This window comes from Hyphomonas oceanitis SCH89, assembly GCF_000685295.1.
GTDB classification, from domain to species: domain Bacteria; phylum Pseudomonadota; class Alphaproteobacteria; order Caulobacterales; family Hyphomonadaceae; genus Hyphomonas; species Hyphomonas oceanitis.
Genome location: NZ_ARYL01000006.1, coordinates 108,561 through 128,110 on the forward strand (window position 1 = coordinate 108,561; position 19,550 = coordinate 128,110).

Here is a 19,550-nt window from a genome sequence, read left to right on the forward strand (position 1 = left end):
TTCGCTAAACACTCAGGCCAGCTTGTCTCATTGACAGAGGGGCATGCTAAGGCCATTTCGCCCGCTGCACACCTGTTCAAGAGGCCCTCCCGCTCATGACCTATATCGTCGTCGATGCCTGCATCCGCTGCAAATACATGGATTGTGTGGAAGTCTGCCCGGTGGACTGCTTCTACGAAGGCGAAAACATGCTCGTCATCCACCCGGACGAGTGCATCGATTGCGGCGTATGCGAGCCGGAATGCCCCGTCGAGGCGATCAAGCCCGACACGGAAGACGATCCGGACGGCAAGTGGCTGAAGCTCAACAGCGACTTTGCCAAGACCTGGCCCAACATTACCCGCATGAAAGAGCCGCCAGCAGATCGCGAAAAATTTGCGCAGGAAACCGGTAAGCTGGAAAAATATTTCAACCCCGCACCGGGCGAGGGTGACTGATCCCGTCCTGCCGCCCGCGCTGCTGCAATGACTGCAGACAGGCCCAAAGGTTAACGAAGTTCTTGATTTTATTGGCCGGACCTGCCCGGGCACTATGCCGTACCCTGTTGTAAAACTTGCACGATTGTGATAGTCTTACGACTTGAGCAATAATTGAACCAGAGCTGAAAAGTCTAACCTCAGACCGTAAACAACGGACTGGGCAAAGCTTGTTTGGCTCTGAATGCGTAGAAAAGGGCGATACTTCATGGCTAAAAAAGCAGACACCGCAGCACTTGCATTCGAAGTCGGTCAGAGCGTCGTATATCCTGCGCATGGTGTAGGAAAGATTACCAGCGTCGAAAAACAAACCGTCGCCGGCATGGAACTTGAAGTTTACGTGGTTGCCTTCGATCAGGACAAGATGATCCTGCGCGTGCCAACCAATCGCGCCGAAGCCTCCGGCATGCGCGCCCTGGCCGGCTCCAAACTGGTTGATGATGCCATGAAAACCCTTGGCGGTCGTGCCCGCGTCAAGCGCACCATGTGGTCGCGCCGCGCCCAGGAATACGAAGCCAAGATCAATTCCGGCGACCTGATCTCGATCGCGGAAGTCGTGCGCGACCTTCACCGCGGTGACGACCAGCCCGAGCAGTCCTATTCCGAGCGCCAGCTGTACGAAAGCGCGCTGGACCGGATGGCCCGTGAACTGGCTGCCGTCGAAAGCATCGACAAGGCAACCGCCATGGAAAAACTGGCCAAGGGCCTCGCCGCCAAGAAGAAAGTGGCTGCAGCCGCCTGATCTTTCCGACCTGAAGCAATGAAAAACCCCGCACCAGATGGTGCGGGGTTTTTCTTTGTCTTGCATCCTTCCCTAGCCGATGCGCCGATCGCGTCCGGCCCAATAGGGTTCGCGCAGGTCCTTGCGCAGGATCTTGCCGGATGGGTTGCGGGGCAGCTCGCTAGCGATGTCCACGGTTTTCGGGCACTTGTAGCTGGCAATGCGCTCCTTGGCCCACGCGATGATGTCTTCCGCCGTGGGCGCCTCGCCGGGCTTCGGCACGATGATCGCCTTGACGCTTTCGCCCCATTTCTCGTCCGGCACGCCGATCACGGCAACGTCGGCCACGCCCGGATGCCCGAAGATCGCGTTCTCCACTTCGGCCGGATAGACGTTCTCGCCGCCCGAAACGATCATGTCCTTCACGCGGTCATGGATGTAGAGGAAGCCATCCTCGTCGAAATAGCCGGCATCGCCCGTGTGGAAGAATCCATTGCGGATCGCATCTTCCGTGGCATCGGCCCGGTTCCAGTAGCCCTTCATCACGAAGCGCGCCTTGATCACGATCTCTCCCACCTCGCCGGTCGGCACGGAATTGCCCTCTCCATCAACGCAGCGCACGACAGCGCCCGGCCATGGCACGCCGCAGCTGCGCAGTTTGCCCCAGGCAGGGTCGTGCGCTTCAGGCGGCAGATAGGTGCCTGCCCCTACGGTCTCTGTCAGGCCATAGAGCTGGGTAAACTTGACGCCCATGATCTCCTTGGCTTCCAGCAGCAGGCTCTCGGCAATCGGCGAGGCGCCATAGGAGACGACCTTCATTGACGAGAAGTCCGTATTCCTGATCTCGGGATGCTGGGTCAGCATCAGGATGACCGCAGGTACCCAGAAGGCATAGGCAATCTTGTGTTCCTCAACGAGCTTCAGGATCACGGTCGGGTCAATATCGCGCAGGACGACGGCTTTCGCGCCCTGCGCCGCCGTCAGTATCCCGACATTGACGCCCGCAACGTGGAACAGGGGCATGGCGTTCATCACGGCCTCACCAGCGCCATAGGCCGCCCAGTCGAGCGTCTGGGCCTGCTCCAGCAGGACCCGATAATTCTCATTGGTCAGCTGGACGCCTTTCGGGCGCCCGGTCGTGCCGGACGTGTAGAGCTGGATCACGTCATCATCGGCAAGCGGGGCGCGGTCTGGCGCGCTATCTGGCTTGGCGTTGCGCCAACTCGGGTAATAATCCCAGTCCTCACGGTCGCCATTGATGGTGATGATGCGCTGAAGGTCCGGCAGCTGATCGCGGATCTGGTCGATAATGGCGTAGAAATCCTTGCCGACGAACAAGACCTTTGCAGCCGCGTCAGACAGGATGAACTGGATTTCAGGGGCGGCGAGCCGCGTGTTGACGCCGGTCATAACGGCGCGCGCCTTGGCGCAGCCGAAGAGCATCTCGTAATAGACGTCCGTGTTCTTTGCCAGGTAGGCGACCCTGTCTCCCGGCTCAACGCCCAGGCTGATCAGGCCATTGGCCACCTGATTGGTCCGCGTTTCCAGTTCGGCGAAGGTCGTTGACGCATTCTCAAACCAGTAGGCAATATTGTCTGGTACGCGTGTCGCCTGCACGCGCGGGATGTCTGCAATGAATGGCATCGCCTCTACGTCGATCATGGTTTCCTCCGGTAATCTTTTGTTTCAGGAATGAACTTAAGGGTTTCAGGAGAAGAGTCAGCTAGTGATTATATATAATAGGCAGGACTGTGTCGGGGGGAGCGCAGCGCTGAGAAGCGCGCAAAGAAAGGTGAGGGGGTCCGGCTTGGCTGCGGACAGGCAAGGTCACACTCTGATAGATGAGAAACTGGCGGCGAGGGCCGGGATCTTCTCAGCTGTCATGTTCACGATCATTCTGGTCGGGCAAAGCATGATGCATCCGGAATATAGTCAGGTCAGTGAATTGATCGGGGCGCTCGGGTCCTATTCGAATGGCTGGATCCAGGTCGTCAGCACTGCCGTTACCGGAGCGGCGATGTTTGTATTTGCGCTAGGTCTTTGCATGACGCCTCTGAAGGGCTTCGGATCACGGGCGGGCCCCGTTCTTCTGGCCGTCGCCGCAGTGGGCGTCATCTTGTCTGGTCTTTTCCCTTCGCAGCGCATTTCGAGCGACTATGCCATAACGCCCGGTCATGCGGCCGGGGCGATGATCGCGTTTCTGGTCCAGCCTGCAGGGCTGATCTTGTGTTCCCTGGCCTTTTTCCGTTCAGCCGTATTCCGAAAGGCTGCCTTGAAGGTCCTGTCTGCAGGGTTGGTCACGGCGGCGCTATCGATCACACTGATACTTTACGCTGTGCCTGAAGACGGTTCCCTGCATGCCTATCAGGGCCTTATACAGCGGCTCATTGTGCTGTTGTGGCTGATGGCTGTCATCTGTATCAGCGGGCGCCTTCTGGACGTGTCGAGGCGGTCTGCTGTGCCCGCCTGACCGCTGTCGATGTCGGCTGCGGGGCTTGCCGTTTGCCTGTGTTTACGGCACCTAGGGCCCATGACTGTTCAATCTCCCGTTCCCGACTCCGCCCTGACTGAAACCATGATGGACATGGGCACACGTGCCCGCAGTGCATCGCGTGCGCTTGGCCGTCTCAGCGCTGACGACCGCACACGTGGCCTGAAGGCCATCGCGGAAGCGATCCGCGCCGCCGCACCGACCATCCTTGAAGCCAACGTGAAAGACATGGAAGCGGCCCGCAAGAAGGGTCTCGATGCTGCCATGCTCGACCGCCTCGCACTCGATGAGAAGCGTGTCGACGGCATCGTTTCCGGCGTTGAAGCGATTGCCGCTTTGCCTGATCCCATCGGCCGCGAACTCGCGCGCTGGCAGCAGCCCAACGGGCTCGACTTTGCCCGCGTCGCCGTGCCGCTCGGCGTTATCGGCATCATCTATGAAAGCCGCCCGAATGTGACGGCGGATGCGGGCACGCTATGCCTACGCTCCGGCAACGCGGCCATCCTGCGCTGCGGCTCGGAAAGCACGCGCTCGTCGCATGCGCTGGTCGATGCCATGCGCGCCGCGCTGAAAAAGGAAGGCCTGCCCGAAGACGCGATCCAGCTCGTCGGCACGACAGACCGCGAAGCTGTTGGCCACATGCTCTCCGGCCTCGACGGCCAGATCGACGTGATCGTCCCGCGCGGCGGGCGCAGCCTTGTCGAGCGCGTCCAGATGGATGCCCGTGTGCCGGTCATCGGCCATCTTGAAGGCCTCTGCCATACCTATGTCGATGCCGCTGCTGATCCGCAGAAGGCGGTCGATATCGTCGTCAACGCCAAGCTGCGTCGCACGGGCGTCTGCGGCTCGCTGGAGACCTTGCTTGTTGATGCCAAGGTTGCCGACACGCTGTTGCCAAAGATCGCCGCTGCGCTGACTGATGCCGGCTGCGAACTGCGCGGCGACGCCAAGGCCCGCGCCATTGTGCCGAGCATGAAGACGGCCACCGAAGAAGACTGGGCCACCGAATATCTCGCGCCTATCCTCGCTGTGTCTGTCGTCGACGGCATTGACGGCGCCCTCGCCCATATCGAGCGCTGGTCGTCCGGCCACACCGATGCGATCATCACCGAGGATCAGGCCGTGGCTGACCGCTTCCTCGCGACGGTCGACAGCGCCATCGTGCTGCACAATGCCTCGACCCAGTTCGCCGATGGCGGCGAGTTCGGTTTCGGTGCAGAGATCGGCATCGCCACTGGCCGCATCCATGCGCGGGGCCCTGTGGGCGCCGAGCAACTCACGATCTACAAATATGTCGTGAGGGGCACAGGGCAGACCCGTCCTTGAATCACCTGAAGCTTCCGGGACCAGTTGACGGCCTGCGCATTGGCCTGTTTGGCGGAAGCTTCAATCCGGCCCATTCCGGCCATCTGCACGTTGCCGAAACGGCGATGCGGCGCCTCGGCCTGGACTGGGTCTGGTGGATCGTCGCGCGCGGCAATCCGCTGAAGACCTCGCATGGCGATTTCGACGCTCGCCTTACCTCGGCACGCACGCTTGCCACCAACCCGCGCATGATCGTGACCGACATCGAGGCGCAGCTCGGCCTGACCTATACGTCCGACACGCTGGCCGCCATCGTGAACCGGGCACCCCAGGCGCATTTCGTCTGGCTCATGGGGGCAGATAACATGGTCGGCTTCCACCTCTGGCAAGACTGGCAGGGCATCGCCAGCACTTTGCCGATTGCCGTGATCGCGCGCCCGGGCGTTGGCACCGGTGCGCGCAACTCACCTTTCGCGCGCCGGTTTGCCAGCAGCCGTATCCCGGCCTCAGCCGCGCGCACACTACCCATGGCCACGCCGCCCGCATGGACCTACTTGACCGCCCCGCTCGATCCGGCCTCATCCACCGCTCTACGGGCCGCAAAATCATGACGTCCCAGCCCGTGGATATCGAGCGCCATAAACGGCATATCCTGCTCAAGGAAATTGGCGGACCCGGCGTGCAGAAACTGCGCGGCGCGACAGTATCGATGGTCGGGGCAGGGGCGCTGGGCGGCCCATGCGCACTCTATCTCGCCGCAGCAGGTATCGGCCGGCTCGAGATATGGGACGATGATGTCGTCGACCGTTCAAACCTCCAGCGCCAGATCCAGTTCGGCGAAGGCGATGTTGGCCAGCCCAAGGCTGAAACGCTTGCCACCAGTTTGCAGGCTGCGCATCCGGATACGCAGGTCTCCTGGCATCGCCACCGGTGGAGCGAAAGCCATCCGCTCGCTGGCGATATCCTGATCGACGCGTCCGACAATTTCCCCACCCGCTATGCGCTCAACGCCGCTGCCCACGCATCGGGCCGCGCACTCGTGCAGGGCGCCGCTGCGGGCTGGTCCGGGCAGGTCAGCGTCTTCGCATCCGGCCTGCAACCGGGCGCGCCCTGCTACCGCTGCTGGGTGCCGGAGACGCCACCTGACGCCGAAGCCTGCGATGAAGTCGGTGTGGTTGGCGCCATGACTGGCATGGTCGGCGCAGCCATGGCGCTGGAAACCGTCAAGCTGATAACCGGCGCTGGGGCGCCTTTGATCGGGCGCATCCTGCTTATGGACGGGCTGGCCGGAACGCAGCGAACAGTTAAACTGAAAGCGGACACGAGCTGCAGCACCTGCGCCAGTATACACGCCGATTGACAGTGGGGCCGCACTCTCCCTTAGTGCTTGCCAGAGGGAAAATAGAATCCGGAAAGGACGCACAATATGTTTCGAGGCCTGATTGCGATTGTCGTAACACTTGCCATCATTCTGGGCGCGGGATGGTTCGTCATGAAGCGGGACGATATCGGCTATGACCGCCTGGAATCCATGTATGCCAGCAAGGCCAGCCGCTTCATGCCGATGGGCGAGGATAGCCGCATCCACTATCGCGATGTCGGCCCGCGTGACGCGCCGGTTCTCGTTCTTGTGCACGGCTTTTCTGCTTCGCTGCACACATGGGAGCCGTGGGTCAAGAATCTGAGCAAGGACTACCGTGTTCTGACGATTGACCTGCCCGGGCACGGCCTGTCACGCTGCCTTGATGTGTCGGCGACGGGTATCCCGCAATTCGTTGATGTTATCGATCAGGTCACGCACAATCTGAATGTTGACCAGTTCACGCTTGTCGGCAATTCCATGGGCGGCCATACCGCCTGGTCCTATGCGCTGGCGCATCCGGAGCGCCTTGATGGCCTTGTGCTGGTGGATGCCTCCGGTTGGCCAAAAACAGGCGATGAAGCCGAATCCTCACCGCTCGTTTTCAAGCTGCTCGCCAATCCGCTCGCGCGGCGCGTCATGAAGGATATCGACATGACGGGCCTGATCCGCAGCGGCCTTGAAGACAGCTTTGCTGATCCGGCTCTGGTCACGGATGCCATGGTCGAACGTTACGGCGCGCTCAGCCGCGCCCCCTGCCACCGTGAAGCCATCCTTAACCTGATGACTGGCCGCGACGACCGCTCAGATGCGAGCGACGAAAAGCTGGCCGCCATCAATGTGCCGACGCTCATAATGCAGGGGGAGAAAGATAATCTCGTGCCGGCCGCGCATGCCGAGAAGTTCCATGCGGCGATCGCCGTATCAGAGCTGAAGCTCTATCCCGACGTCGGGCACTTGCCGCAGGAAGAAGCGGCTGCCCAGTCGGTAGACGACCTCAGGAATTTCCTGTCGACGCAGGTTTATACCGTGTCAGATGAAGCGCTGCCTGAGCCGCTGCCTGCGGAATAACGACGCGGGCGCCGCTCCAAATCAGGAAACGCGCTCAACCATCATGTGCTTGATCTTGGCGATGGCTTTCGCCGGGTTCAGCCCCTTCGGGCAGACCTGCGCGCAGTTCATGATCGTGTGGCAGCGATAAAGCTTGAACGGATCTTCAAGGTCATCAAGGCGCTCGCCCGTGGCTTCGTCGCGGCTGTCGATCAGCCAGCGATAGGCCTGCAGCAGTGCGGCAGGGCCGAGATACTTGTCGCCATTCCACCAGTAGGACGGGCACGACGTCGAACAGCAGGCGCACAGGATGCACTCATAGAGGCCGTTCAGCTCTTCGCGGTCGGTCTCTGACTGCTTCCATTCCTTTTCGGGCGCCGGTGTGACGGTCTTCAGGAAGGGCTGCACATAGGCGTGCTGGGCGTAGAAATTGGTCAGGTCCGGGATCAGGTCCTTGACCACAGGAAGGTGGGGCAGGGGAGAGATCGAGATCACGCCGCCGGGCAGCTCGTCAAAGCCCTTGGTACAGGCAATCGTGTTGTTGCCGGCAATATTCATGGCGCACGAGCCGCACACGCCTTCGCGGCAGGACCGGCGAAAGGCGAGCGTCGGGTCGATATTGTTCTTGATGTAGAGCAGGACGTCCAGGATCATCGTCCCGGCCTTGTCCATGTCGACCCAATAGAGGTCCCAGCGCGGATTGCCGGCCTCTTCCGGGCTGTAACGATAGATCTTGAACTGGCGCAGGTTTGTCGCGCCCTGCGGCTTCGGCCAGGTCTTGCCCTTGCCGACTTTGGAGTTCTTCGGAAGTGTCAGTTCGACCATGAATATTCCAACCCGCTTTTAATGCACTTTATCCTATTAAGACACGTCAACACCAGTCTTAAAGACCTCAAGAGTGCGACTCACCCGCGCACAAGCGGATATACTTATCTGGCACGCTTGGCCACCTTGGCGGTGTTAAGGTCAACCGGCCTTTTTCGCTGCAATTACATCATCATAGAATGCCGTGACGGCGGCGATGCCTGCGCGCCGTTCGAAACGTGTCATGTCATAGCTGCGCCGGCTGATCTGACCGTGGATCTTGCGATGCATTTGTTCCGTGATTGCCCGTGCCAGCGCGTCAGCGTCACCTATCGGAAAGCGGCAGTCGGAATCATCACGGAAAATCTCCTGGAAACCTTCGATATCCGAGGCGAGGATCGGGGTATCAAGCGACATGGCCTCAAGCGCGACAAGGGCAAAAGGTTCATTGCGCGAGGGCATCACAAGCAGGTCCAGGGCGCCGTACCAATCTTCCGGGCTTTTCGTGTAACCCATAAATGAAATGCGTGTATCGCCGCTTGCGGCCTGTTCGAGAGCTTGCCGGTCCATGCCGTCGCCGACAATGGCGAGTTTCAGGGATGGCGCATTGATCCGCGAAATCGCACTTAGCAGTGTCCCAACGCCCTTTACGGGATCAAGTCGGCCGACAAATCCAACGAGAAAATCGTCTTGGCCCGCTCCTGCCTTTTCTCTCGCGGCTTTAATTCTGTCAGGCTCTGGCGGCTTGATGGAGGGCGTCCAGTTGTTGACCTTCTTCACAAGGCCCCGAAAGGAAGCGGCGCCCGGCAGCTGCCAGTCGGCCAGGGCATGCAGGCCATCAAGATGTGACATTGCGGCGGGCTTATAGCGGATGTGCATGGATGCCAGAACAGGCGGGCGTCCCGGATAGTATCTCATCCAGCGGGCTGCCGCTGCACCATGACAGTGAACGATATCTGGCTTCAGCCGCCAAATCTCGCGGAAGAATGCAAAGGCTCTCGGGTTTCCGAATGGCCTCGGTTCCACACAGGCTGGCGCGAAGTCAAATGCGACGCCCGGCAGTTTCGGCATAGCCACGAAAGCCTCGTGCCCAAGGTCCGCCTGTCCACCGGCGATATCGAAAGCATACCGATTGGCCCCGGACAGCGTCGAGGAGCCGCTTACATGAAGTATACGCATAGGCTTTGCCCCCAAAGGTTCAGATCAGGCCTTGCGAAAAATGATAAGTTTTTCGTAATCCCGGTTGGGGCTTTCACCGCGGAAAATTCCCCTCGCGTTGCGCTCCACCATCTTGCCGAATGCATCACGCGCTGCGTCGCGCTTGCTCACCGTGTTCAGCACGGTTGCGTTGTAATAGCGCCGATGAGCCTCAAGGCTCGCATTGGATATCAGAGACAGGCTTTGGAACTGGTCGCGCATCGCCCAGACCTCGGCGCTCAAGGCCTGTGAAGGGGCGGTATCACGTTTGAACAATTCAGCCGTCTTCACAACGTTGGGCAGTGCCTCTTCCATATGCTCAGGCTGCCAGTTGACGTCTTCAATGATGTAGATGCCGCCCGGTTTCAGCTTGCGGAACAGCTTGGTCAGTGTGAGTTGCTGGTGGTAGCTGGCATGAGACGCATCATCGAGAATGACGTCCATCTCGGGTAACTGGTCAGCAACCCGCTCCAGCTGTTCGGCATCGCCACAGTCAACCTGGTGGAAACGGAAATTCTCTTTCTCAAAGGCCGAGAAATCAGAAATATCGAGACCATAAATCTGGACATCCGGGAAATAGGAATCCCACATCCTTACCGATGGCACGTCTGTGGTCGCCCGCGAGTTCGGATTTTTATGCTCGGGGCCGCCGCGCTGAAGGCCGATTTCACAGAATGTCACTGACTGGCGGCGCAGCGGCGTGAAGAGCAGATCATATATATACGCGTAGGTGTGGGCGTCGCCTGTCAGCGTGCCCTTGTCGCTTCCGAAGTCGTTTGCCAGTTCAACCAAAGACTTCATCATGCTCACTCGCTGTGTATAGCGCCATTGAGCAATTGGCCGATATTAGTCAACGGTTTTTTTTCAACTTTTAGTAAACCCGTGCTTTCGGCTCGATATACGCGATCTCGTTCGACATCGTGTAGTCGTGCACACCACGATAATCGATCGTCACCTTCCCGGCGTCATCGACCCAGGCAAGTGTGTGCTTCATCCACTTTTCGTCGTTGCGGTCAGCGAAGTCTTCGCGCGCATGGGCGCCGCGGCTTTCCTCGCGGTTCGCCGCAGAGTTCACGGTGACGGAGGCCTGGGCGATCAGGTTGTCGAACTCCAGCGCTTCGATCAGGTCCGTGTTCCAGACCATGCCGCGATCTTTAACGTCGATGCCCGGCAGTTTCTTGTAGACGCCATCAATGGCTTCCACGCCGCTGCGCAACACGTCGCCGGTGCGGAACACGGCGCAGTCATTCTGCATCGCCTTCTGCATCTCGAGGCGCAGCTTGGCGACCGGCTGGTCGCCGCTCGCGTTACGCATCCTGTCAAAGCGGGCGAGGTGGCTGTCGGTGGCGCCCTTGGGCAGTTCCGGCTGCGTCGCGCCGGCTTCTGTCGTCTCGCCGCAGCGCAGGCCTGCCGCGCGGCCGAAGACGACAAGGTCGATCAGCGAGTTGGAGCCGAGCCGGTTGGCGCCGTGCACCGACACGCAGGCCGCTTCGCCAACGGCCATGAGGCCCGGCACAACCGAATCCGGGTCGCCGTTCTTCTTGGTCAGCACTTCGCCGTGGTAATTGGTCGGGATGCCGCCCATATTGTAGTGAACCGTCGGCAGGACCGGGATCGGCTCCTTGGTCACGTCGACACCGGCGAAGATTTTCGCGGTTTCCGAAATGCCCGGCAGGCGCTCAGCCAGAACGGCGGCGCCAAGGTGTTCGAGGTGAAGGTGGATATGGTCCTTTTCCGGGCCAACGCCGCGGCCTTCGCGAATTTCCATCGTCATCGCGCGGGAGACAACATCGCGCGACGCAAGATCTTTCGCTGAGGGCGCATAGCGCTCCATGAAGCGCTCGCCTTCAGAGTTGGTCAGGTAACCGCCTTCGCCGCGTGAGCCTTCGGTAATCAGGCAGCCCGAACCATAAATGCCGGTCGGGTGGAATTGCACGAATTCCATGTCCTGCAGCGGCAGGCCGGCGCGCAGCACCATGGCATTGCCGTCGCCTGTGCAGGTGTGGGCCGATGTGCACGAGAAGAAGGCGCGGCCATAGCCGCCGGTTGCCAGGATGGTCTTCTGCGCGCGGAAGCGGTGCAGCGTACCATCATCGAGTTTCCAGGCTGTCACACCGCGGCAGACGCCTTCGTCATCCATGATGAGGTCGAGCGCGAAATATTCGATGAAGAACTCTGTCTCTTCTTTCACGCACTGGCCGTACAGCGTGTGCAGCATGGCGTGGCCGGTCCGGTCAGCCGCGGCGCACGTGCGCTGGACAGGGCCCTGGCCGAAGTCGCGTGTCATGCCGCCAAAGGCGCGCTGGTAGATCTTGCCTTCGTCGGTCCGCGAGAAGGGCATGCCCCAGTGCTCGAGTTCGTAAACGGCAGCAGGCGCGTTGCGCGTCAGGTATTCGATCGCGTCCTGGTCGCCGAGCCAGTCGGAGCCCTTGACGGTATCGTACATGTGCCAGCGCCAGTTATCCTCACCCATATTGCCGAGCGAGGCAGCAATGCCGCCCTGTGCAGCAACCGTGTGCGAGCGCGTCGGGAACACTTTGGTGATACAGGCCGTGCGCAGGCCGGCCTGGGCCGCACCGAGCGCGGCGCGCAGGCCGGAGCCACCGGCGCCAACGACAACGACGTCATATGTGTGATCAACGAATGTGTAGTCAGTCATCGTGGTTTCTCCCGCAGCCGCCATCAGGCGTCCGCGCCAATCCAGAGTTTGAGCACCGAGAGGGCGACGGTCGCGAACAGCGCGATACACGCGAAACTGTTCAGGATCAGCAGCGCCGAACGGGTGCCTGTCTTACCGATATAGTCCTCGATGACGATCTGCATACCGATACGCATGTGATAGAACGCCGCGCCGGCCGTGAGGATCAGCAGGATCGCGTTCCATGGCTTGCCGGCCCATTCGACAGCGCCATCATACCCCGCGCCCGAGGCGTGAATGACCGAGTAGAGAAACCAGGGCACGAGAAAGACCATCGCAATCGCGGTGACGCGCTGGCGGATATGGTCGCTGGTGCCGGACTTGGCCGAACCGAGGCCGCGTGCCGCCTTGGCAGGCGTGATGAACTGATTGTTCGCCATCTTCTAAAGACCCCTTATGCCAGCAGCACGACGGCCCAGATGGCCACCGACGCAAGAACGGCAAAAACATAGTTGAAAACGGAAACGGCGCTGGCGGTCTTCGGGTCGAAGCCGATATGCGGGCCGTCCCAGAAAAGGTAGCGGATGCCATTGGCGAGGTGGAACAGGACAGCCACCGTCCAGAGGAACAGGATGACCTGGCCCGGGATCGAGCTGATGATCGGCTCGAACACGGCGAAGGCGTCAGGGCCGCTGGCCAGGGCGACCAGCCATGCGGCGATCAGGAACGTGCCGAAATACATCGCCATGCCGGTAAACCGGTGCGTGATCGAGGCAAACATGGTGGCGTGGTAGCGCCAGATTCCCAGATGGGGCGACAGGGGGCGGGAATCGGCCTGCTTGGTGCCTGACATGAAAGCTTACCTCACCTGTAATGAAACGCTTGGCTTCGCGTTCTAGGCGCCTCTATGATCCTGTCAACGTGAAGGCATGCGGGAGCGACAAATTGAAACCGTTTATTCTGGGTCTTGGCCTCCTGATCATGCCGCTTCTGGCGGCTGCTGACCCCACGCCCGACCCGATGGAGGGGCTCGTCAGCGCCTATGAGGCCTATGTCCGCGACGTCAACCCGGACCAGGCGGCCGAGGATGACGGCACGATTGCGCGTCAATGGCGCGACGTGCGCCCCGAAACGGTCGACGCGCAGGCCAGGCGGGCGTCTGCCCTTCAGGCAGAGATCGCTGCCGCTGAAACCACCCGCACGGTGGACAAGGCGATTCTGAATCGTCTCCTGCAACTCGATATCGACGACGCAAGATATGACGCAGCCCGCATCCCGTTCACCGGCGACTGGGGCTTTCAGGCCGAACCCATCTTCACCGCCATGCAGACAAAGCTCGAATCCGCCGAGGATGCCGAGGCCTGGATCGCGCGCCTCAATGATGTGTCCCGCTATTTCGGTGAGAACATTGATAATATGCGACGCGGCATCGCTACCGGCTGGACCGCCCACAAGGATCCGCTGAACACGATGACGGACCAGATCCGCGAGCAGATCGTTACCGATCCCGCCGACAGCGATCTCTACAAGCCGTTTGAAACGCTTCCCGAAGACATGGACGCCGAAACCGCTGAGCGCCTGCGCGCCGAAGGGCTGGAGGCCGTCTCCCACGCGGTCACCGCCTACAAGGACACGCTGCGCTTCATCCTGACCGAATATGCCCCGCAGGCGCGCCCTGCGCCGGGCCTCGCCAGCCTTCCGGGCGGGCAGGAAGTGTACGCCGCCGCTGTCGAACACCACACGGCCGGCGCAGGCTACACGCCCGTCGAGATTCATGAGCTGGGCGAGCGCGAAGTCGCGCGCATCCGGTCGGAAATGGAAGATATCATCGCCGAGATCGGTTTTGAGGGCAGCTTTGCCGACTTCCTTGCCTTCCTGCGCTCCGATCCGCAATTCTATGCCACCTCGGCCGATGACCTGATGGCCAAGGCAAAGGCCGTGGCCGCCCGCATGGATGCCATGCTGCCGGATTATTTCGGGCGTCTGCCGGTCCTGCCCTATGACGTCGAGCCTGTGCCGCTGGCCATCGCGCCCGGCTATACATCGGGCCGTTATGTCGAGGGCGATCCAAAGGAAGGCCGTCACGGCATCTATTGGGTCAATACTTACGCGTTGGAACAGCGTCCGCTCTATGAACTGCCCGCCCTTACCGCGCATGAGGCGGTGCCGGGCCATCACCTGCAAATCGCGCTCAGCCGTGAAATGACCGACCAGCCAAAATTCCGTCAGGACTATTACGCGACTGCGTTTGGCGAAGGCTGGGGGCTTTATGCTGAACATCTCGCAGGCGAAGCGGGCATGTATGAGACGCCCTATGAGCGCTTCGGTGGTCTCTCCATGGAAATGTGGCGGGCCTGCCGGCTCGTCGCCGATACGGGCCTGCACTGGTATAACTGGACCCGCGAACAGGCCGAGGCCTGCTTCAAGGAGAACACGGCGCTTGCCCAACTGAACATCGACAATGAAGTGACGCGCTATATCGGCTGGCCGGGCCAGGCCGTGGCCTACAAGGTGGGCGAGCTGAAAATCCGCGCTCTGCGGGCCGAAGCAGAAGCGGCACTGGGCGAGCAATTCGACATCAAGGCTTTCCATGATGTCGTGCTGGGGCAGGGCGCTGTGCCGCTCGATGTCCTCGACGCGCAGGTGAAAGCCTGGATCGCCAGCCAGTTGCCGGAAGCCGAGCCTTCCGCACCCGCAGAATAGGTCCACAAAATATAGACCCACTGCTTGTGCTGAGGTCGGCTTGAGGCCACATGGGCGAGCCATGTTTAGCTTCTTTGAACGCCGTATTGAGCCCTTTCCCGACGCCCCTTTGGAGGTTCCTCCAAAGGGCTTCCTGGCGTTCATGCTGCATTATGTACGCGACGCCGTGCCGTGGCTGATCCTGATGTCCGTCTTCACGGCGATCATCGCCATTGGCGAGGTGACGCTGTTTGGCTTCCTCGGTGGCATTGTTGACTGGCTGGCCAGTTCCGAGCGGGAAGGCTTCTTCCAGCGCGAGGGCGGCAAGCTCGCCCTCATGGCTGTGGTTGTTCTTGTTGTCCTGCCGTTGGCGACGCTGGCGCAGGGCCTGATCGTCTATCAGGGCCTGATGAGCAATGTGCCGATGAGCGCGCGCTGGCGCATGCACAAGCAGATGCTCGGCCAATCGATGAACTTCTTCGGCAACGAGTTTGCCGGCCGCGTGGCCACCAAGGTCATGCAGACATCCCTGTCCGTGCGCGAGACGGTGATGAAGGTGCTCGACGTCTTCGTCTTCGTGATCGTCTATTTCCTGTCGGCGCTCACGCTTGTCGCGTCGGCTGATCCGCGCCTGACGCTGCCGCTCATTCTCTGGGCCGTGGTCTATGGCTTCGTCCTGCGCTGGTTCATCCCCCGCCTCGGCAAGATTTCCGAGAAGCAGGCCGATGCGCGCTCTGTCATGACCGGGCGCATCGTTGATTCCTATACCAACATCCAGACGGTGAAGCTGTTCGCCCATGCGGGCCGCGAGGAAGACTATGCGCGTGAAAGCATGGATGGCTTCCTGCAGACTGTTTACAAGCAGATGCGCTATGTCACCGGCTTTAACGTCATCGTCTATCTCAACAATTCGCTGCTCGTTTTCCTGATCGCCGGCGGGGGCATCCTGCTCTGGCAGGGCCAGCTTGTCGGCGCGGGCGCCGTGGCCGCTGCCATCGGCCTGGCCCTGCGCATCAAGTCCATGTCGCAATGGATCATGTGGGAAGTCGCAGGCCTCTTCGAGAATGTCGGTGTCGTCTATGATGGCAAGGCCATGCTGGAAAAGCCGGTCATCGTGGCCGACACACCGGATGCGCAGGTCCTGCCGCGCGGCGCTGGCGCCATCGCTTTCGAGAACGTGACCTTCCACTATGGCAAGGGCGCCGGCGTCATCGAGAACATGTCCCTCTCCATCCGTCCCGGTGAAAAGATCGGCCTTGTCGGGCGCTCGGGTGCCGGCAAGACCACACTGACCAATCTTCTCTTGCGTTTCTATGATGCCGAAAGCGGCCGCATCCTGCTCGACGGGCAGGATATCGCCCATGTCACGCAAGATTCCCTGCGCGCGCAGATCGGTGTCGTGACGCAGGACACGTCCCTCCTTCACCGCTCCATCCGCGAGAACATTGCCTATGGCCAGCCGGATGCCAGCGATGCCGAGATCAATACGGCGGCAGGCAAGGCCGCTGCGCTCGATTTCATTGCCTCGCTCGAAGACGCAAAGGGCCATGTTGGCCTTGATGCCCATGTCGGTGAGCGCGGCGTGAAATTGTCGGGCGGCCAGCGCCAGCGCATCGCCATTGCGCGCATCTTCCTGAAGGACGCACCTGTCCTGATTCTCGACGAGGCAACCTCCGCCCTCGATTCCGAGGTCGAGGCCGTCATCCAGGACAAACTGTTCGACCTGATGGAAGGCAAGACCGTCATCGCGATTGCCCACCGCCTGTCGACCATCGCCGCGATGGACCGTCTGATCGTCCTCGACCAGGGTCGCATCGTGGAAGAGGGCACGCATGAGGAACTCGTTCAGGCCGGTGGCCTCTATGCCGACCTCTGGGCGCGCCAGTCGGGCGGCTTTCTTGTCGAGCCCGAAGCGGTCGAAATGCAGGCGGAGTAGGGCGGCGTGAAACTGACGATTATCGAAACCGGGCTCGTTCCGGAGCCTATCCGGGCATCATTCGTAGATTATCCGGGCATGTTTCGGGCACTTATTCGGGCATCCGATCCCTCGATTTCGTTTGAAACCGTGTCTGTCATCAAGGGCGAAAGCCTGCCGAATCCCGCACGCCTTGAAGCCATCCTGATCACCGGTTCACCCGCCGGCGTCTATGATGACGAGCCCTGGATGGCGCCGCTGATGGATTTCATTCGTGCAGCAGCCACAGCAGAAGTGCCTCAGGTCGGCATCTGCTTCGGCCATCAGGCCATCGCCGAAGCCCTTGGCGGAAAGGTCATCAAGTCCCCCAAGGGCTGGGGCGTCGGCCGCCACACATATGACGTCGAGGCGTGTCCCGGCCTTGTCGCAAAAAATTGTCCCAAAACCATATCCGTCGCGGTCAGCCACCAGGATCAGGTGGTAACCTTGCCGCCCGGCGCCGAAGTCATCGCGCGGTCGGATTTCACGCCCCATGCGGGCCTCCATTATGCGCAGGCGCCAGCGCTCAGTTTCCAGTGCCATCCCGAGTTCGACGATACCTATTCTGCAGCGCTCTATACAGCACGCAAGGAGCGCCTCGGTGCTGCGGCAGAGGCTGCCGTCAGCTCTCTGGCGACCCCGAACGACAATGACGTTCTGGGCAGCTGGATCACCGGCTTTCTCAAGGCGCTGCAGCGCTAGAGGATCGAAGGGTTAACCGATCCCCATTGGCGCGAAACCTGCATCCGGTTGCCAGCAGCAACAGACTTGTGTTGAACACATGCTGAAACCCGGAGATTGCCCGCCATGATGCCGAAGCCCCTCGCCCATATCGAAGCCAACACGCTCGAATTCGAAATCCTGCCCATGGTGAAGCCGACAGGCTTCCGCGAGTATGATGCGCGCTGGTGGTTCAACGGCATCGGCCATGAAAAAGCGCCGGAACTCAACTTTACGGGCGTTCAGGCCCTCGGCCTCGGCATGGCGACGCTGTTTCACGAAATGGGCGTCACGCCGAAAGTGGTCACGGGCCACGATTTCCGCTCGATCAGCCAGCCCATCAAGAACGCCCTCATCCTCGGCCTCGTCCAGGGCGGCTGCGAAGTGCTGGACGTTGGCCTCGCGCTCTCGCCGATGGTCTACTGGAGCCAGTTCGAACTGGACGCGGCCTGCTGCGCCATGGTCACCGCAAGCCATAACGAGAATGGCTGGACCGGCGTGAAAATGGGCGCCGACCGTCCCCTCACCTTTGGTCCGGTCGAAATGGGGCGCCTGAAAGAGATCGTCATGGCCGGCGACTTCCAGCCGCGCGCTGGCGGCGGGCATCACCGCGTCGATGGCATGCGCGAGAAATACATTGCCTCTGTCGCCGACGGTGTAAAGCTGTCGCGCCCGATCAAGGTGATCGCAGCCTGCGGCAACGGCACGGCTGGCGCCTTCGCGCCGGACGCCCTGCGCGCGATGGGCGCCGAAGTCATCGAGATGGACTGCAATCTCGACAACACATTCCCGAAGTACAACCCAAACCCTGAAGACGCCGAAATGCTGCACGAAATGTCGAAAGCCGTGAAGGAACTCGGCGCCGATGTCGTGCTCGGCTTTGATGGTGACGGCGACCGCTGCGGCGTTGTCGACAATACGGGCGAGGAAATTTACGCCGACAAGATCGGCCTGATGCTGGCCCGCGACCTGTCGAAAAACTACAAGAACGCGACCTTTGTCGTCGATGTGAAATCGACCGGCCTCTACAAGACTGACCCGATCCTCAAGGAAAACGGCGCCACGGTCGACTATTACAAAACCGGCCACTCCTACATCAAGCGCCGCACGAACGAGCTGGGCGCCCTCGCAGGCTTCGAGAAGTCCGGCCACTTCTTCTTCCGTCCGCCCATCGGGCTTGGCTATGACTGCGCCCTGACGGCTGCCAAGGCGATCCTCGAAATGCTCGACCGCAACCCCGGCAAGACCATGGCCGACCTGCGCGACGAGCTTGGCGTGGCCTTCACGTCCCTCACCATGTCGCCGCATTGCGGAGACGAAGTGAAGTATGACGTGGTCGACAAGATGGTCGCCGAATACGAGGCGCTGAACGGCACTGAAATCCTCGGCCGCAAAGTGGTCGACGTGAACACGGTGAACGGTGCCCGCGTGACGCTGGAAGATGGCAGCTGGGTCCTGATCCGGGCTTCCTCCAACAAGCCGGAACTCGTTGTCGTAGTCGAATCCATGTCCAGCGAGGACGACATGCGCGATCTCTTCCACAAGGAAATCAAACCGCGCCTCGGCAAGCATAAGGAAGTCGGCGCCTACAATCAGGAAATCTGACGGTCATGGGCCTGAATCCGAACTATGCCGCCGTTTCCGGTCGCCAGCAGGTGACCGGCCGCTGGGCCATCACCCTGCCGGGTGAGTTCAATCGCCGCGAAGAAGAGGCAGGACTCTGCTTCTGGCGGCCCGGCCTGACGATCTGGCTGACGGCCTATGGCGCCGAAGACGGAATGACGATTGAGCAACGTCTGGCGCGCGATCGCGGCAATGCCTCGCCGGAGGCAACAGATAGGGACGAAAGCCAGCAGGATGGCGTCGGCCGTCTCACCTATCGTCTTGCGGAAACAAGAGCGGATGGCGCGATCGTCAACGGCCTCTACTCTTATGTCCATGGCGAGGCCGGCCAGATGATGGTGGCGGCGTATTTTGATTCCGACACGGACCTTGAGGCGGCTCGCCAAGTATCCGCCTCAATAACCTATACAGGCTGACGAACGGGTACAGGCTCTTGACCTGACGGCCCAAAAATCGCACGCCCCTGCGCAAACCGGGCGGGCTTTCGAAAAGGATGATTCCATGCGCGTTGCGATGATCGGTACAGGCT

General features: G+C 60.8%; 19 protein-coding genes. 12 read left to right on the forward strand and 7 right to left on the reverse strand.

Annotated features, from left to right (window positions below):
* Window positions 1-95: 95 nt before the first annotated feature.
* Both fdxA and HOC_RS05995 read left to right on the forward strand, forming a co-directional pair.
* Window positions 96-437, forward strand: coding sequence for a ferredoxin FdxA (gene fdxA, locus HOC_RS05990; RefSeq protein ID WP_034736510.1), 342 nt, complete (start codon window positions 96-98; stop codon window positions 435-437).
* Window positions 438-684: 247 nt separating this feature from the next.
* Window positions 685-1,218, forward strand: coding sequence for a CarD family transcriptional regulator (locus HOC_RS05995; protein ID WP_035536694.1), 534 nt, complete (start codon window positions 685-687; stop codon window positions 1,216-1,218).
* A 72-nt stretch (window positions 1,219-1,290) separates the two neighbouring features.
* Here the strand turns inward: HOC_RS05995 and HOC_RS06000 are convergent, their stop codons facing one another.
* Window positions 1,291-2,859: a long-chain-fatty-acid--CoA ligase gene (locus HOC_RS06000; RefSeq protein WP_035536696.1), complete on the reverse strand. Its 1,569-nt coding sequence runs from the start codon at window positions 2,857-2,859 to the stop codon at window positions 1,291-1,293.
* A gap of 220 nt (window positions 2,860-3,079) precedes the next feature.
* Here HOC_RS06000 and HOC_RS06005 point away from each other — a divergent pair, with 220 nt between their 5' ends.
* The 5 genes from HOC_RS06005 to HOC_RS06025 all read left to right on the forward strand — a co-directional run bounded on the left by HOC_RS06005 (window position 3,080) and on the right by HOC_RS06025 (window position 7,424).
* Complete coding sequence (locus HOC_RS06005; RefSeq protein ID WP_156950395.1) at window positions 3,080-3,667, forward strand: DUF998 domain-containing protein; 588 nt, start codon at window positions 3,080-3,082, stop codon at window positions 3,665-3,667.
* A 60-nt stretch (window positions 3,668-3,727) separates the two neighbouring features.
* Window positions 3,728-5,014 (forward strand): glutamate-5-semialdehyde dehydrogenase, encoded by a 1,287-nt coding sequence (locus HOC_RS06010; protein ID WP_035536700.1) that lies wholly within the window; start codon window positions 3,728-3,730, stop codon window positions 5,012-5,014.
* The gene (locus HOC_RS06015; protein ID WP_035536702.1) at window positions 5,011-5,604 is read left to right on the forward strand and encodes a nicotinate-nucleotide adenylyltransferase; all 594 of its coding nucleotides are present in this window, start codon (window positions 5,011-5,013) and stop codon (window positions 5,602-5,604) included. Before HOC_RS06010 ends, HOC_RS06015 begins: the two co-directional genes overlap by 4 nt.
* Window positions 5,601-6,353, forward strand: coding sequence for a HesA/MoeB/ThiF family protein (locus HOC_RS06020; RefSeq protein WP_035536703.1), 753 nt, complete (start codon window positions 5,601-5,603; stop codon window positions 6,351-6,353). The genes HOC_RS06015 and HOC_RS06020 overlap by 4 nt, the downstream gene beginning before the upstream one ends.
* A gap of 66 nt (window positions 6,354-6,419) precedes the next feature.
* Complete coding sequence (locus HOC_RS06025) at window positions 6,420-7,424, forward strand: alpha/beta fold hydrolase (protein WP_051624570.1); 1,005 nt, start codon at window positions 6,420-6,422, stop codon at window positions 7,422-7,424.
* Window positions 7,425-7,445: 21 nt separating this feature from the next.
* Here the strand turns inward: HOC_RS06025 and HOC_RS06030 are convergent, their stop codons facing one another.
* The 6 genes from HOC_RS06030 to sdhC all read right to left on the reverse strand — a co-directional run bounded on the left by HOC_RS06030 (window position 7,446) and on the right by sdhC (window position 12,895).
* Window positions 7,446-8,228, reverse strand: coding sequence for a succinate dehydrogenase iron-sulfur subunit (locus HOC_RS06030; RefSeq protein ID WP_034736498.1), 783 nt, complete (start codon window positions 8,226-8,228; stop codon window positions 7,446-7,448).
* Window positions 8,229-8,369: 141 nt separating this feature from the next.
* A complete protein-coding gene (locus tag HOC_RS06035; RefSeq protein ID WP_035536704.1) occupies window positions 8,370-9,386 on the reverse strand; it encodes a glycosyltransferase family 4 protein in 1,017 nt (338 codons plus the stop codon).
* Window positions 9,387-9,410: 24 nt separating this feature from the next.
* Entirely contained in the window at window positions 9,411-10,208 is a 798-nt protein-coding gene (locus tag HOC_RS06040; RefSeq protein WP_084146157.1) for a methyltransferase domain-containing protein, read from the reverse strand.
* Window positions 10,209-10,275: 67 nt separating this feature from the next.
* Window positions 10,276-12,063 carry a succinate dehydrogenase flavoprotein subunit gene (gene sdhA, locus HOC_RS06045; RefSeq protein ID WP_034736877.1) on the reverse strand — a complete coding sequence of 596 codons (1,788 nt, stop codon included), beginning with the start codon at window positions 12,061-12,063 and terminating at the stop codon, window positions 10,276-10,278.
* Between the two features lie 23 nt (window positions 12,064-12,086).
* Window positions 12,087-12,482, reverse strand: a complete 396-nt coding sequence (sdhD, locus tag HOC_RS06050) for a succinate dehydrogenase, hydrophobic membrane anchor protein (protein ID WP_051614677.1) — start codon at window positions 12,480-12,482, stop codon at window positions 12,087-12,089.
* A gap of 14 nt (window positions 12,483-12,496) precedes the next feature.
* Window positions 12,497-12,895, reverse strand: coding sequence for a succinate dehydrogenase, cytochrome b556 subunit (sdhC, locus tag HOC_RS06055; protein WP_034736495.1), 399 nt, complete (start codon window positions 12,893-12,895; stop codon window positions 12,497-12,499).
* A 92-nt stretch (window positions 12,896-12,987) separates the two neighbouring features.
* Here sdhC and HOC_RS06060 point away from each other — a divergent pair, with 92 nt between their 5' ends.
* The 5 genes from HOC_RS06060 to HOC_RS06080 all read left to right on the forward strand — a co-directional run bounded on the left by HOC_RS06060 (window position 12,988) and on the right by HOC_RS06080 (window position 19,437).
* Complete coding sequence (locus tag HOC_RS06060; RefSeq protein ID WP_241766915.1) at window positions 12,988-14,745, forward strand: DUF885 domain-containing protein; 1,758 nt, start codon at window positions 12,988-12,990, stop codon at window positions 14,743-14,745.
* A gap of 61 nt (window positions 14,746-14,806) precedes the next feature.
* The gene (locus HOC_RS06065; RefSeq protein WP_035536705.1) at window positions 14,807-16,660 is read left to right on the forward strand and encodes an ABC transporter ATP-binding protein; all 1,854 of its coding nucleotides are present in this window, start codon (window positions 14,807-14,809) and stop codon (window positions 16,658-16,660) included.
* 6 nt (window positions 16,661-16,666) lie between these two features.
* Complete coding sequence (locus HOC_RS06070; protein WP_035536708.1) at window positions 16,667-17,380, forward strand: type 1 glutamine amidotransferase; 714 nt, start codon at window positions 16,667-16,669, stop codon at window positions 17,378-17,380.
* Window positions 17,381-17,488: 108 nt separating this feature from the next.
* A complete protein-coding gene (locus HOC_RS06075) occupies window positions 17,489-19,003 on the forward strand; it encodes a phosphomannomutase/phosphoglucomutase (RefSeq protein WP_035536749.1) in 1,515 nt (504 codons plus the stop codon).
* 5 nt (window positions 19,004-19,008) lie between these two features.
* On the forward strand, window positions 19,009-19,437 hold the full coding sequence (locus HOC_RS06080; protein ID WP_035536710.1) for a hypothetical protein: 429 nt from the start codon (window positions 19,009-19,011) through the stop codon (window positions 19,435-19,437).
* Window positions 19,438-19,550 lie beyond the last annotated feature (113 nt).